Consider the following 13,281-nt stretch of genomic DNA (forward strand, 5'->3'; position numbering starts at 1 on the left):
GATCGGATGATTATCGGCGTACCGAAAGAAATCAAAAACAATGAAAACCGTGTTGCTTTGACTCCCGGTGCGGCTTCTCAATTGATCGCGGCAGGACACCGCGTCATCGTGGAAAAAGACGCGGGGACTGGAAGCGGGTTTGAAAATGAGGATTACGTCTCAGTGGGAGCCGAGATCTCAGAACAAGCGGAAGCCGTCTGGGAAGCGGCTGAAATGGTGATGAAAGTCAAAGAGCCGCTCCCTGAAGAATATCCGTATTTTAGAGAAGGTCTCATCTTGTTCACCTACCTGCATCTAGCCGCAGAGCCTTCCTTGGCTGAAGCATTAAAGCAGAAAGGCGTGACAGCCATCGCCTATGAAACCGTCAGCAATGGCCGTTCCCTTCCTTTGCTGACGCCGATGTCTGAGGTAGCCGGGCGGATGGCCGCCCAAATCGGCGCGCAGTTCCTCGAAAAGCCGAAAGGCGGAAAAGGCATATTATTGGCCGGTGTACCCGGAGTCGCGCGCGGGAAAGTGACGATCATCGGCGGAGGCGTTGTCGGCACAAATGCGGCAAAAATCGCGGCGGGCCTCGGAGCCGACGTGACGATGATCGATTTAAGCGCGGATCGCCTGCGCCAGCTTGATGATCAATTCGGCAATCAAATTAAAACATTGATGTCCAATCCGGTCAACATCGCCGATGCCGTAGCGGAAGCCGACCTCCTCATCTGCGCGGTTCTGATCCCGGGTGCCAAAGCGCCGACTTTAGTGACGGAAGAGATGGTCAAACAGATGAAACCGGGCTCTGTGATTGTTGACGTCGCAATCGATCAAGGCGGCATCGTCGAGACGGTGGATCACATCACAACCCACGACAATCCGACCTATGTCAAACACGGAGTCGTCCATTACGCTGTTGCCAACATGCCTGGCGCCGTTCCGCGGACATCTACAGTTGCGCTGACGAATGTAACAGTTCCGTATGCGCTTGAAATCGCGAACAAAGGCGCGGAAAAAGCGATTCTTGAAAACCCTGCGCTAAAAGCCGGCGTCAACACAGCAAACGGCCATATTACTTATGAAGCCGTAGCCAGGGACTTAAACTATGGCTACGTTCCCGCAGAGCTTGCGATCGAAAATTCGTCGTCAGCCGCCGGCGCATAGCATCAAAAAAACAGAGCCTCGGAAAATATGCCCGAAGCTCTGTCTTTTTTTTATGATTCCGTTTTCCGGCGATCCTGAATCAATTTTGCCGCAATTGCAGAAACAGGAACCGCCCCAAACAGGACGATTCTCCACAGCGTCCGGTCAGAGGCATCGCCGACTGCGGCAAACAGTGCCAGAACTGCCGCAGCCGTCAGCAATAATAAAACAGCAAAAGCCTTTTTCTTGAATGATGCAATGAAAAGCCAAAAACAGGCGCTCAGCATTAAAAATATGAACAGCTGTACGAAAAACATATTCATCCTCCCCGCTAATCAAAGCTGTATCTTTCTTCTTTCCACGGATTTCCCCTAAGATGGTAGCCGTTTTTCTCCCAAAAGCCCGGATGGTTTTCCTTTGTAAACTGAATGCCCCTCAGCCATTTGGCGCTTTTCCAAAAATACAAATGCGGCATCACCGCTCTGAGCGGAAAGCCGTGCTCCGGCGTGAGCGGGGCGCCGTTATGGGAATGAGCCAAAAGAGACGAATCCTTCAAAAAGTCTTCGAGCGGAACATTCGTCGTCCAGCCTTCCTCTGCATGCAAGATGACAAATCTGGCTTCCGGAAGCGGCTTTACTCTTTCAGCGATCTCCTTTGTCTTGATCCCTTCCCAAACATTATCGAGCTTGGACCAGCCTGTTACACAATGAATGTCATTGGACACTTCGCTTTGCGGCATCTCATGAAGATCATCCAACGTCAGCAGGAGCGGCTGTTCGACAAGTCCGTAAATTTGCAAATTCCATTTTGACAGGTCTTCGTATTCCGGAACATGTCCTGCATGAAGAACAGGAAAAGATGTTGTGACATTTTGGTTTGGAGGCACCCTGTCGGACTTGTGCGGTTTTGTTTTCCCAAAAAACACGAAAGAACCCCCTTTGTTAACTCGAATAAAAAAGTGGTTGACAAACTATTTTGTGATCTCTTACGATAAAGTTGTGTGAATCACTGAGGAGGAACAAAGATCATGAATAATAAAAAACTTCGCGCCGGCGATATGGCGCTTGTCGGAATGTTTGCCGCTCTGATGGGGATCGGCGCTAATATCACTTCGTTTGCCCCGTTTCTGCAAATCGGCGGTATTCCGCTTACGATGCAGCCTTTCTTCTGTTTGCTTGCCGGACTTTTGCTCGGCCGTAAATTAGGTGCGCTGTCCATGATTGTCTATGCGTTAGTCGGCTTTATTGGCGCTCCGGTATTCGCTTCTTTTTCAGGCGGTATTTCCGTTCTTTTTAAAGGAAGCGCAGGCTTTATTCTATCCTATATTCCTGCCGCATATGCCGCGGGCTGGATCACGGACAAACTATCCGAACCGAAAACAGGCCACTTTTTCGCAGCCTCATTGATCGGTACGCTGATCATTTATCTGATCGGCGTCAACTATACGTATCTCGCTTTTTCCACTTGGCTCAATACACCGATGTCATATTCAGCCGTTTGGAAAATGATGGCCTGGTTCTTCGTGAAAGACTTGGCATTCTCCGTTCTGCTCGCCGCGCTCGCCTCAAAGGTTTTCCGGGCGGTTCAAAAAGGCGCAGGCTTCAGAAGAAATCCGACTTTTTAATAAAGAGAGCCCGTGGTGCGGTTCTCATTTTATTTTAACAAACATAGAAAAAAATTCCCCTCGTTTTGAGGGGAATTTTTTTAAAGAACAATCGCCGCGATCCAGCCGAACAAAATCAGCGGAATATTATAGAAGATGAATGTCGGAACACAGGTGTCCCAAATGTGGTGGTGCTGTCCGTCCGCATTTAAGCCGGATGTCGGTCCAAGCGTGCTGTCGCTCGCAGGTGAACCGGCGTCTCCGAGAGCTGCGGCCGTCCCGATAATGGCGATTGTCGCCATCGGGCTGAAGCCAAGCTGCATGCAAAGCGGAACAAATATCGTTGCGATAATCGGAATCGTCGCAAATGAGGAACCGATCCCCATTGTGATCAATAAGCCGACAACCAGCATCAGCAATGCGCCGAGCACCTGATTATTGCTGATGAAACCTGTTGACGCTTCAACAAGCGCTTTGACATCGCCCGTTTTTTCAAGCACATTGGCAAAACCGGCCGCGGCCAGCATCACAAATCCGATAAACGCCATCATGTTCATGCCGTTAGTGATCAATTCGTCCGCTTCGCCGCGCTTCATCGCTCCGCTTAAAAACAAGACCGCCAAACCGCTGAGCGCGCCGAAGATCATTCCGTCGACGTCTAAGCTCTGAGACAAATAGAGCTGTACGCTTAATGATACAGCGATGGCCAAAACGGCAATCGAAAGGCTTTTCTTCGTATAGGACGCCGACTTTTGACCGGCGATTTCCTTCATTTCATATGTGCGGGGTTTGCGGTACACAAAAGCAGCAACGGCCAAACCGGCAATCATCCCGACAATCGGAATGATCATGGCGATTGGAATATCAGCCAATGTGACAGAAAGGCCTGCATCTTTCATATTGTCTTTCAAAATCCCCTGGAAAATCTGGCCGAAGCCGACGGGAAGCAAAATATACGGAGCTGTCAATCCGAATGTCATCGCACACGCAATCAGGCGGCGGTCCACTTGCAGCTCATTCAAAATTTTCAATAACGGCGGAATTAAAACAGGAATAAATGCGATATGAACCGGAACGACATTTTGAGACATACAAGAAATAATTAAAATCACGAAGACGATCAGCGCTTTTGAAAGGGTTTTGCGCCTTGTATCGCCTTCTTTGCCGATCAGCTTGACAGCAGCTTCAACCATGGCATCCGGAAGACCCGTTTTCGTCAAAGCGACTGCAAAAGCGCCAAGGAGCGCGTAGCTGACTGCGACGGTTGCGTTGCCTCCGAGTCCTTCCGTAAATACGCTGACCGTCTGGCCGAGACCGAGACCGCCCGTCAGACCGCCGGCAAGAGCGCCCACAATCAGGGCTAGAACGACATTGACCCGCAGCAGGCTTAATATAAGCATCACAATAACAGCAATCACAACTGCATTCATATTTGAAACCTCCGAACAAACACTTTAGTTTGCTAATGTAGTAGATAATTAAAGTAATGAACGTATATTACCACATGTTTTATGAATGCGTCAATGAGACATCTGCGTTTTTTCCATAAAAAAATCCCCTTCTAGCAAAGGGGATGAAAGACTACAAATTTCCCGAAAACCGCTCGACAAACGTGACAAGCGTTCTCACCATCACGCCCGTTCCGCCTTTCGGTCCAAAGCATGAGTTTTGAGCTGTCGTTGCCGTTCCGGCGATGTCAAGGTGAACCCATGGCGTCTGCTCGGCGAATTCGCCGAGGAACGTTCCGGCCATAATCGCATGGCCTTCCCTGCCCGGTGAATTGTTAAGATCGGCCATTTGGCTGTTTTTTACTCTTTTTTTGTCTTTTTCAGTAATCGGAAGCTGCCAAATCGCTTCTCCCGCTTCTTCAGCCGCCTGTCTCACCTGCTGATAAAGCGGATCATGATTTGTCATCGCTCCCGTCGTTTCCGTTCCCAGAGCTACGACGACGCCTCCGGTCAGTGTCGCGACATCGATCAGCACGGAAGCTCCGTGGTGCTTCGCATATGTCAGTCCGTCAGCGAGCGCCAGCCTTCCTTCGGCGTCCGTATTCAAGATCTCAATCGTCTTGCCGCTCAAGGAAACGATGACGTCGTCCGGCTTCATTGCGCTTCCCGAAATCATGTTATCAGTCGACGGAATCACGGCAAGCACGTTTTGTTCCGGCCTCAATTCGCCGATCGCTTCCATCGCTCCCAAAACGCTGGCGGCTCCGCCCATATCGGACTTCATGCCGACAATCCCGCTCTTTGTCTTAATCGAATAGCCTCCGGTATCAAACGTAATCCCTTTGCCGACTAAACCGATGACGTCATCCCATGTTTCTTTTCCTTGATATTTCAAGACGATCATTTTCGGCGGCTCTTCTGATCCTTGGTTGACCGCGAGGAGACCGCCCATCCCGAGCTCTTCCATTTCAGCCTTTTCAAGAATTTCACATTCAAATTCGTATTTCGCCGCCAATTCAGCGGCATATGACGCGAGATCCGCCGCTGTCAGCATGTTCCCCGGCATGTTCACGAGGGTTCTCGCCGAATTCGTCGCATTTCCGTACACCTGTCCGACATGCAGACTCGCCTGAATCTCCTTCAGGTCATGGTCTGTCAAAACATAGACGCTTTGCAGACATTGATCAGGCACATTTGATCTGTGCTTGTAATCCTGCACTTCATAGCATGACAGCATGCACGATTCAGCCAATGCATGTGCGGCGTCAGCAGCTGGGACTTCTTCGGATACGAAGCTGTCGAGCATGACGGTTAACTCCTGCTTTCGATCTTTGTGAATCAGCTGAACAGCTTCGGCAAAGCACTGCTTCGCATCCTCGAAGGTAAATTCCGCTTCACGGCCCAATCCGACGATATAAATGCGTTTGACTCCCTGAAGCGAAGGGGTAAATATTTTAGACACTTTCGCTTTTTTGGAAGATACATCCCCGTCTTTCAGCAGCTGAGAAAGCTGGCCGTTCAAAAGGCGGTCGATTTCTTCAGCCTTACCGTACAGCCGGCTTTTTTTAAACAGTCCGATTAAAAGCGTTTCTTTTTTTTCGAAATCTTTAAAGGCATAAAACATGCGTTCACAGCTCCTTATCAGCAAAGTGAGTAAAATTAAAACAACAATGTTATAATAGGAAAAACATTTTTTCCCGATGGGGTTTCATATCATATATTTTAGCAAATAACTGCGTGCTTTTCTGAATTCATCTCTATTTTCTTTATAGAAAGGATGTTCTGCAAAATGGAAATCCTCACAAACTTTCCTTTGCTGGCGAGCTTTGCCGCGATCTTTTTCGCTCAGTTTATCAAGGTTCCCATTTACTTTGTCGTCTCAAAAAAATGGGATTGGCGGCTTGTCACAAGCACGGGCGGAATGCCGAGTTCACACTCAGCGGCCGTCACGGCGCTCTCGACCGGTGTAGCTCTTGATCACGGGATGGATTCTTCTTTGTTCGCCGTTTCCGCAATATTTGCCGTTATTACGATGTTTGATGCAACCGGAGTGAGAAGACATGCCGGAGAACAAGCAACAGTGATCAACCGGCTTGTCCGCGATTTTAACCGCTTTGTCAACGAAGCGAAGGATTTCCCTAAAAGCCATCAGGAAGAAAAACAGAAAAAGCTGAAGGAACTGCTCGGCCATCAGCCGATTGAAGTGTTTTTCGGCGGCCTGACCGGCATTGCACTGACGCTGCTTCTCGATTATTTATTGATGTAAAGCAAAAAAACGTTTAAGACGCCAGGTCTTAAACGTTTTTTCTTATTCTTTCGCCATTTTATATTTTTGTCTGAATACTTGCATCGATTTATTTTCATTCAGCTTCAGGAGATCCTCTTCGGTAATGGTGCCGTTTCCTTTTTTAATGACATAAACATCAAGTGTTTTTTTGCCCCATTCTTTATAAACATCCTCAACCGTCTCATAGTACAAATCGAGCCGGTTTCCCTTAATGGCTGATCCGGTATCCGCAACAACCCCATAGCCGTAGTCCGGGATGAACAATATGGTGCCGATCGGAAAGACCGACGGGTCGGCTGCAACGGTTGAATATAAATCTCTTTTTACTTTGACTCCCGAATATGTAATCCCGTAATCGGGATGATGAGGCTGTTTTCCCGTTGATTCAGCCCCTGCTGTATATCCGGTCGCGGTGACTTTTTGCTTCGGATACTTGCTCCAGTCAAACGCGTCTTCAAGCGATTTCGGTTTGTTTTTAATTTGTTCTGCGGCAGACAGAGACGTCTTTTCCGCTTTTTCTTCGGGAAGTGATTTAAAGGTGAGCATCAGCTGTTTCAAGGACAGATCGCGTTCTTTTGCCCAGCTGGATATATCCTGTGCCTCCACGCCTGAAACGGCAAAGAAGGTCGTCATAAAAGCAAGGACAAACAAAACTGTCATCAAGAAACGCCGGAACATAGTCATCACTTTTCTCAATTCTTCCACTCCTCTCACCATCTAGTTGTTTCCAAGTGGAAAAAGAAATATTCAGATGGCGAAAAAGTTTTGAGAAAAGTGAAAAAATTAACCGCAAAAAAACCCTCTCCCTTGAAGAAGAAGGCTTAAAACATTTGATATCCCCTTTTTCGCAGCGCTTTGATCGTAACGCCCGACAACAGGGCTCCGGCCATTCCGCTGGCTAAAATGATGATATCGGCAGCAGCCAAAGAAGCCACTCTGTCAAAAAGGCCGGAAAATGCCTCTCCCGGCGCCTCTACATAGCGAATCAGCTTTTCTTTATTCACAATGAAAAGGCATACAATTGGATAAATGACAGCCATGATCCATGACATTCTGAGCAGCATATTCAGCAGAAAACCGATGCCGAAAAACAGGACGAAAAATAAGACAACTGAAATGATGACAACTGGTAAACTAATCAAAGCCTCCACCCCCAATTCACCTCTTTTAGTGTACATTGGGGAAGGAACTTGAGTCAATCATTGGAAAGCTGTGATCAACGGTCTTTTCCTGTTCCCTTGCAGTTGCTGCACGTTTCCGAACCGCCGAGCAGAAGCTGAAAATAGCCTTTTCCTGAACAGAATGTACAGGTAGATTCAAGTCGATGGGTTGACGTTGTCTTCATCGGATACACACCTTTTTCTTAATTTTCTGATAATATATCATGAACGTTGTCAATAATAAAGTCAGAAAATATAACAGATCATTTGATGTAAGCGCTTAAAAGCGAAGCTTTCTTTCTTTTTCTTTCGTTTTTGAAGTTTTTAGCCTGAAATAAAAAGCCTGCAGAGGAAGCTGCAGGCTTCAGCGTGTCGACAAACCCTCGTTGTCAGACCTGCTAAGTCGGTGCTCATGAATAGAGGAAGGATCGGCGGCTAACCGCCCAGGCATCCTGCCTGAACGCCGCCGTCATCACCTTCTGTGAAAGTCTGATCAGAAAAATTTAAACTTGCCTTTTTTCAGAACAAGTCCCGGCCCGCCGATCATGAAAAGCGAGCGGTTGTCGATGATTTTTTTCATCATGGACGCCGTCGTTCCCGTCATCTTTCTGCCGAATGCGACGCCGATTGCATCGTGTTCGCCGAGAGAAGCGACAGAGCCTTTGTTATCAAATGAGAACGTTTCCGTTTCTTTGCCGTGAATCAGTGCGGCCAGATTGTTTGCGCACGTTTCGCCTTGCTGCATGGAAATCTGCGCAGTCGGCGGATAAGGCCTTTCGGTTTCTTCATTTATGATTAAAGAGCAGTCTCCGATAACAAATATATCATCATGGCCTTCAACGCGCAGGTCAGGTTTAACCTTCACACGGCCGCGCATGTTTTCAAAGCCGGATTCCTCAATGATCGGGTTGCCGCGGACGCCTGCGGCCCATACGACAGTGCCTGCTTTGATTTCTTCGGTCTGATCGTCTTTTCCGACGATGATTCCGTCAGGCGTGCATTCTTTCACGGCCGTGCCGATTTTGAATTCAACGCCTTTTCCTTCGAGGTAGTTGACCGCATAATCGACAAGCTCCGGTTCAAAGCCCGGGAGAACAGACGGCGCGGCTTCCACGCAAATTAAACGAACCTGCTGGCGGTCGATATCGTATTCGCGGCACAGCTCAGGAATGCGGTTGGCCATTTCACCTAAAAATTCAATGCCTGTAAAACCAGCTCCCCCGACAACGATCGTCAGGCGTTCCGGGCGCTTCTCGGCTTCTGTGTTATACGTCGCGAACTGATATTCAATGTGCTCGCGAAGCTGGCGGGACGAATTGATGTTTGAAATAGAGAAAGCATGCTCTTTCAATCCCGAAATTCCGAAAGTTTCAGGGACGGAGCCGAGCGCCACGACAAGATAGTCGTAACTAAGCTCTCCTGTTTCAAGGACGACTTTCTTTCCTTCTTTATCGATTTTCTTTACCGTATCCTGAACGAAATTGACACGGGATGTATTGATGACGTCTTTAATCTGATAGCGGCATCTGTCATGATGAAGCGTACCTGCGCTCGCCTCGTGCATCCAGGTCGTCTCATAATGGTAATTGTGCTTGTTGACAAGCGTAATATCCGCTTCATTGATGCCGATTTTTTTAACAAGTCTCGTAACGGTCATTAATCCACCATAACCTGCACCTAATACTACTACTTTTGGCTTATTCAACGGAATCACATCCACCTTTTCTGTATTTTACTGCTAAGCCGGATTAAAAATAGCCTTTGGGTTATCTTCTGCCGGCTTCAGGCTTTTTATGAAAAAAAGTTTGTGAAACCCTTCACTTTAGTTTGCCGAACAACGGAATGTTTTTCGGCTGTGCGACGAAAAATATTCACGAATCGTTAACAATTTGTTCACAACTACATCATAGCCGCTTGCAATTGCTTTTTCAAGGTTAAATATGCTCTGACGGTATTATTTTCCGCGCCTAAAAAAACAGACGCGCTCGTATTTATTTTATGTGATATGATATAATTAAGAACAATTTTCATTTAGGGGGCATTATTTTCATGCGTGAAGACACAAAAGTATATGATATCACAATTATCGGGGGCGGCCCTGTCGGCTTGTTTACCGCATTTTACGGCGGAATGCGGCAAGCGAGCGTCAAAATTATTGAAAGCCTGCCGCAACTCGGCGGTCAGCTGTCCGCTTTGTATCCCGAAAAATACATATACGATGTAGCCGGGTTCCCTAAAATCCGCGCTCAGGAGCTGGTCGACAATTTAAAAGAGCAAATGGCGAAATTCGATCAGACCGTTTGTTTGGAACAAGCCGTCGAAAGCGTTGAAAAACAAGCAGACGGTATTTTCAAACTCGTCACCAACAAAGAAATCCACTATTCTAAAACGGTGATTATTACAGCCGGAAACGGAGCATTCCAGCCGAGAAAGCTCGAGCTTGAATCTGCGGCACAATTCGAGAATGCAAACCTTCATTACTTTATAGATGATCTGAATCAATTTGCGGGCAAGCGCGTTGCGGTATTGGGCGGCGGCGACTCCGCCGTCGACTGGGCGCTCATGCTGGAACCGATCGCAAAAGAGGTGTCAATTATTCATCGCCGCGATAAATTCCGCGCACACGAGCACAGCGTCGAAAACTTGCGCAATTCTAAAGTCAATGTATTGACACCGTTTGTTCCGACCGAGCTGATCGGCAGCGAGCGAATCGAACAGATCGTCATTGAGGAAGTGAAAGGCGAGAGAAAAGAAATCATCGATGTCGACGATGTGATCGTCAACTTCGGTTTTGTTTCATCTCTCGGACCAATCAAAAACTGGGGGCTTGAAATCGAGAAAAATTCGATCGTCGTCAAGTCCACAATGGAAACGAACATCGAGGGATTCTATGCAGCCGGCGATATCTGCACATATGAAGGGAAAGTCAAGCTGATTGCGAGCGGATTTGGTGAAGCGCCGACCGCTGTCAACAATGCAAAAGCTTATATGGATCCTAAAGCGCGTGTGCAGCCGCTGCACTCTACAAGCATGTTTGAAAACAAATAAAAATGAAAAGGAGCCTGACACCGGCTCCTTTTCATTATATGATATTCAAATATGAGAAGATCGTTCCCAATATCAGCACAATTGTTAAGATGCCGACGACTCCCGCCGCAGTCAAGACAATCCGGTCCGTAATTTTCTGTGATTTTGGAAGCGGTTTTTCGCATCCGCATGCCTCGCAGACTTTTGAATCGTACGGCGTAAGCCCGCCGCAGCTTCTGCAGTTGATTTTTTCCATGGTTGAACCCCTTTTCTTTACTGGGCTTGGACACTAAATAAACCTGTCCAGTATAGAATAACAAATTGACGAATAGAATGTCTTAAGATTCACAAAATATTCTTAAATGAACTCCAAAAAACCCTTGTTAGGAAGTGACGATATGTCTTACTACAACAATCGCAATCAAGAGCCTCTGCCAAAGGAAGATATCAGTACGTGGGAATGTACGGCTGAGGACTGCAACGGATGGATGAGAAAAAATTTCACGAGCAGCGACCGCCCTTTATGCCCTCTGTGCAACAAGGAAATGATAAGCGGAAGCCGCTATATCACCTCTATCACCAACAACACGAGCAATCTGAATCGCATCTTTAACCAGAAATAAACACGGTTGTGTTCCGGAAGCCCATTGCAAAAACCTTGCTCAACACTTTGAGCGGGGTGGCTGCATTGCTCCTCTTCGCGAAGAAGCAGAAAAACTATGCTAAATCTTTCACCAATAGAATCTCATCCCGAATCGGAATGCCGTTATCAGCGACAAAGGGAATTTCCGGCTTTACTTTTCTTGCTTTGTCAACTGCGTTTACATACAACTCGGCCAAAGTATAGCCCCTCTTTTGATAAAACATAAGCGCCCGCATATTATCGTTCGTCGTGATCAGTTTAATCGATTTACACTGTTTTCGCTTTGAAACACGCTCCACTTCTTGTAAAAGGAGTGAGCCGATCCCTTTGTTTTCGACAACACTGTCCAAAGAGACGACTTCACATTCGTTTCCAGCGATGAAGTACGTAATCAAGCCTTTAATGTCGCTTTTTTCATCTGTTACAGCGAATCCTTCCAATTCATCGCAGCGGAATGTTCCGTGTGAATTGACCATTTCCGGACTTCCCCAATGTGTATGAAAAAACGCGGTAACGTCCGCTTTTGACAAGGCGTGCGTTGATACGAGTTTCATTTCTTTTTCCCCCAGACCATAATAAAACGCCTTTTCATCACGATGAAGCATCGAGATGAAAGGCGTTTTTTTCATTGCATATCGTTGACCTTATGTCAGCACTCTTCAGGCTTCCCCGCATTCGCTGCGGTTCTGAATGATGATCCGCAGCCGCATGAAGCGATGGCGTTTGGATTATCGATGGTGAAGCCTCCGCCCATCATCGATTGTTTAAAATCAATGACCGTACCGTTCATGATATCCAGACTTTCTTGGTCTACAAGCACTGTGATTCCATGCTGGACGAATTCATTGTCGTCTTCGTTTTTTTCATGTTCAAAACCCATGCCGTATGACAGGCCGCTGCATCCGCCGCCTTTTACTCCGATTCTCAAAAATGCGTTCTCCTCTTCATGCTCTTTCATCATATCCTTGATATGAAGAGCAGCCGCTTCCGTAACCGTGACCGTTTTTTCGCTCATGAGATTACACCTCCTAAAAGCTCATGTGTACCTTTATTATAAAGTCGCACGTCCGATTTCTCAAACAGACCGACTTATGATATAAAAAACTCGCCTTCACATACCGTTTCAGCGGGTCCCGTCATCATGACGCGTCCGTCGTTTTTCCAATTAATGATCAAATCGCCGCCGGCGAGATGGACGGTAATGTCCGTGTCCCGTTTGGAATAGCCGTTGAGCACCGAACTCACTGCGGCTGCGCAGGCGCCTGTTCCGCAAGCCTGGGTAATTCCTGATCCCCTTTCCCATACGCGGAAATGGAGTTCATTTTCGTTTTCAACTTCAACAAATTCTACATTAACCCCTTCCGGAAACCTTTCATCTTTTTCAATGAGCGGTCCCATCGTCGTCAGCGGGGCTTTTTCAATATCGTCTAAATAAAAGACGATGTGGGGATTGCCCATGGATACAGCGGTACCCTTCATTTCACGGCCGCCGAATATCATCTTTTCATTGATCGTCTCTGAACCCTGTTCACCCCGCATCGGCATATCTGATTTGAGAAGTCGCGGTTCGCCCATATCGACCGTAGCCGATACAACTTTTCCTTCATCCACCTCAACCTGAGCCTTTACCAAGCCTGAAAGGGTTTCAATTAAAAAGGACGTTTCCTCTACCAGTTTATGTTCATACGCGTATTTTGCAACGCAGCGCAAACCGTTTCCGCAGTTTTTGCCTTCAGATCCGTCGCTGTTGAAAATCCGCATTTTAACCGGCGCTCGATCTGAAGGACAGATGAGAATCATTCCGTCTGAACCGATTCCGGTGTAAACGGAAGACACTTTGACGGCCAAATCCGACAACAGCTCCTCAGGGAGATGTTCTTCAAACTGATTGACGTATATATAGCTGTTTCCTAAGCCGTGCATTTTAGTAAAACGAAAAGAATTCATAGCCGCCTCCACATTTTTTTCTTTCTTCTAGTATAAAAGCT

At 47.2% G+C, this 13,281-nt stretch carries 17 protein-coding genes; 5 read left to right on the top strand and 12 right to left on the bottom strand.

Annotation, left to right across the window (positions count from 1 at the left end):
* The first annotated feature begins 6 nt into the window (after positions 1–6).
* Complete coding sequence (gene ald / locus TRNA_RS38180) at positions 7–1,146, top strand: alanine dehydrogenase (protein WP_003184907.1); 1,140 nt, start codon at positions 7–9, stop codon at positions 1,144–1,146.
* A gap of 50 nt (positions 1,147–1,196) precedes the next feature.
* On the opposite strand, the gene TRNA_RS38185 is transcribed toward ald, so the two are convergent.
* Complete coding sequence (locus TRNA_RS38185) at positions 1,197–1,442, bottom strand: hypothetical protein (protein WP_011198258.1); 246 nt, start codon at positions 1,440–1,442, stop codon at positions 1,197–1,199.
* A 14-nt stretch (positions 1,443–1,456) separates the two neighbouring features.
* A complete protein-coding gene (locus TRNA_RS38190; protein ID WP_003184910.1) occupies positions 1,457–2,050 on the bottom strand; it encodes a sulfite oxidase-like oxidoreductase in 594 nt (197 codons plus the stop codon).
* A 102-nt stretch (positions 2,051–2,152) separates the two neighbouring features.
* Here TRNA_RS38190 and TRNA_RS38195 point away from each other — a divergent pair, with 102 nt between their 5' ends.
* On the top strand, positions 2,153–2,749 hold the full coding sequence (locus TRNA_RS38195) for a biotin transporter BioY (RefSeq protein WP_003184912.1): 597 nt from the start codon (positions 2,153–2,155) through the stop codon (positions 2,747–2,749).
* A gap of 80 nt (positions 2,750–2,829) precedes the next feature.
* Here the strand turns inward: TRNA_RS38195 and TRNA_RS38200 are convergent, their stop codons facing one another.
* Together TRNA_RS38200 and TRNA_RS38205 are read right to left on the bottom strand one after the other, a co-directional pair.
* Complete coding sequence (locus TRNA_RS38200; RefSeq protein ID WP_011198259.1) at positions 2,830–4,158, bottom strand: Na+/H+ antiporter family protein; 1,329 nt, start codon at positions 4,156–4,158, stop codon at positions 2,830–2,832.
* A gap of 151 nt (positions 4,159–4,309) precedes the next feature.
* On the bottom strand, positions 4,310–5,800 hold the full coding sequence (locus TRNA_RS38205; protein ID WP_003184916.1) for a leucyl aminopeptidase: 1,491 nt from the start codon (positions 5,798–5,800) through the stop codon (positions 4,310–4,312).
* Between the two features lie 165 nt (positions 5,801–5,965).
* Between TRNA_RS38205 and TRNA_RS38210 the strand changes: the two genes are divergently transcribed.
* Positions 5,966–6,442, top strand: a complete 477-nt coding sequence (locus TRNA_RS38210) for a divergent PAP2 family protein (protein WP_003184918.1) — start codon at positions 5,966–5,968, stop codon at positions 6,440–6,442.
* 42 nt (positions 6,443–6,484) lie between these two features.
* Here the strand turns inward: TRNA_RS38210 and TRNA_RS38215 are convergent, their stop codons facing one another.
* The 4 genes from TRNA_RS38215 to TRNA_RS38230 form a co-directional block, all read right to left on the bottom strand.
* Positions 6,485–7,150, bottom strand: coding sequence for a 3D domain-containing protein (locus tag TRNA_RS38215; protein WP_025804898.1), 666 nt, complete (start codon positions 7,148–7,150; stop codon positions 6,485–6,487).
* A gap of 134 nt (positions 7,151–7,284) precedes the next feature.
* Entirely contained in the window at positions 7,285–7,605 is a 321-nt protein-coding gene (locus tag TRNA_RS38220; RefSeq protein WP_011198260.1) for a YuiB family protein, read from the bottom strand.
* A gap of 74 nt (positions 7,606–7,679) precedes the next feature.
* Positions 7,680–7,808 carry a YuiA family protein gene (locus tag TRNA_RS43740; RefSeq protein ID WP_003184925.1) on the bottom strand — a complete coding sequence of 43 codons (129 nt, stop codon included), beginning with the start codon at positions 7,806–7,808 and terminating at the stop codon, positions 7,680–7,682.
* A gap of 308 nt (positions 7,809–8,116) precedes the next feature.
* Positions 8,117–9,334: an NAD(P)/FAD-dependent oxidoreductase gene (locus TRNA_RS38230; RefSeq protein WP_161621001.1), complete on the bottom strand. Its 1,218-nt coding sequence runs from the start codon at positions 9,332–9,334 to the stop codon at positions 8,117–8,119.
* Between the two features lie 338 nt (positions 9,335–9,672).
* On the opposite strand from TRNA_RS38230, the gene yumC reads away from it, so the two are divergent.
* Entirely contained in the window at positions 9,673–10,671 is a 999-nt protein-coding gene (yumC, locus tag TRNA_RS38235; RefSeq protein WP_003184928.1) for a ferredoxin--NADP reductase 2, read from the top strand.
* Between the two features lie 34 nt (positions 10,672–10,705).
* On the opposite strand, the gene TRNA_RS38240 is transcribed toward yumC, so the two are convergent.
* A complete protein-coding gene (locus tag TRNA_RS38240; RefSeq protein WP_009329523.1) occupies positions 10,706–10,906 on the bottom strand; it encodes a hypothetical protein in 201 nt (66 codons plus the stop codon).
* 142 nt (positions 10,907–11,048) lie between these two features.
* Between TRNA_RS38240 and TRNA_RS38245 the strand changes: the two genes are divergently transcribed.
* Entirely contained in the window at positions 11,049–11,273 is a 225-nt protein-coding gene (locus TRNA_RS38245; protein ID WP_003184932.1) for a cold-shock protein, read from the top strand.
* Positions 11,274–11,367: 94 nt separating this feature from the next.
* On the opposite strand, the gene TRNA_RS38250 is transcribed toward TRNA_RS38245, so the two are convergent.
* The 3 genes from TRNA_RS38250 to dapF all read right to left on the bottom strand — a co-directional run bounded on the left by TRNA_RS38250 (position 11,368) and on the right by dapF (position 13,240).
* The gene (locus TRNA_RS38250) at positions 11,368–11,847 is read right to left on the bottom strand and encodes a GNAT family N-acetyltransferase (protein WP_011198262.1); all 480 of its coding nucleotides are present in this window, start codon (positions 11,845–11,847) and stop codon (positions 11,368–11,370) included.
* Between the two features lie 95 nt (positions 11,848–11,942).
* Positions 11,943–12,308, bottom strand: coding sequence for a HesB/IscA family protein (locus tag TRNA_RS38255; RefSeq protein WP_003184936.1), 366 nt, complete (start codon positions 12,306–12,308; stop codon positions 11,943–11,945).
* A 74-nt stretch (positions 12,309–12,382) separates the two neighbouring features.
* Positions 12,383–13,240, bottom strand: a complete 858-nt coding sequence (gene dapF / locus TRNA_RS38260; RefSeq protein WP_009329524.1) for a diaminopimelate epimerase — start codon at positions 13,238–13,240, stop codon at positions 12,383–12,385.
* Positions 13,241–13,281 lie beyond the last annotated feature (41 nt).

Source organism: Bacillus licheniformis DSM 13 = ATCC 14580 (assembly GCF_000011645.1).
Lineage (GTDB): Bacteria > Bacillota > Bacilli > Bacillales > Bacillaceae > Bacillus > Bacillus licheniformis.

What these genes read in the sequence shown, in the direction of transcription:
- ald (WP_003184907.1), top strand. Translation starts at nt 7, where the DNA reads ATGATTATCGGCGTACCGAAAGAAATCAAAAACAATGAAAACCGTGTT.
- TRNA_RS38185 (WP_011198258.1), bottom strand. Translation starts at nt 1,442, where the DNA reads ATGTTTTTCGTACAGCTGTTCATATTTTTAATGCTGAGCGCCTGTTTT.
- TRNA_RS38195 (WP_003184912.1), top strand. Translation starts at nt 2,153, where the DNA reads ATGAATAATAAAAAACTTCGCGCCGGCGATATGGCGCTTGTCGGAATG.
- TRNA_RS38200 (WP_011198259.1), bottom strand. Translation starts at nt 4,158, where the DNA reads ATGAATGCAGTTGTGATTGCTGTTATTGTGATGCTTATATTAAGCCTG.
- TRNA_RS38205 (WP_003184916.1), bottom strand. Translation starts at nt 5,800, where the DNA reads ATGTTTTATGCCTTTAAAGATTTCGAAAAAAAAGAAACGCTTTTAATC.
- TRNA_RS38210 (WP_003184918.1), top strand. Translation starts at nt 5,966, where the DNA reads ATGGAAATCCTCACAAACTTTCCTTTGCTGGCGAGCTTTGCCGCGATC.
- TRNA_RS43740 (WP_003184925.1), bottom strand. Translation starts at nt 7,808, where the DNA reads ATGAAGACAACGTCAACCCATCGACTTGAATCTACCTGTACATTCTGT.
- yumC (WP_003184928.1), top strand. Translation starts at nt 9,673, where the DNA reads ATGCGTGAAGACACAAAAGTATATGATATCACAATTATCGGGGGCGGC.
- TRNA_RS38240 (WP_009329523.1), bottom strand. Translation starts at nt 10,906, where the DNA reads ATGGAAAAAATCAACTGCAGAAGCTGCGGCGGGCTTACGCCGTACGAT.
- TRNA_RS38245 (WP_003184932.1), top strand. Translation starts at nt 11,049, where the DNA reads ATGTCTTACTACAACAATCGCAATCAAGAGCCTCTGCCAAAGGAAGAT.
- TRNA_RS38250 (WP_011198262.1), bottom strand. Translation starts at nt 11,847, where the DNA reads ATGAAACTCGTATCAACGCACGCCTTGTCAAAAGCGGACGTTACCGCG.
- TRNA_RS38255 (WP_003184936.1), bottom strand. Translation starts at nt 12,308, where the DNA reads ATGAGCGAAAAAACGGTCACGGTTACGGAAGCGGCTGCTCTTCATATC.
- dapF (WP_009329524.1), bottom strand. Translation starts at nt 13,240, where the DNA reads ATGAATTCTTTTCGTTTTACTAAAATGCACGGCTTAGGAAACAGCTAT.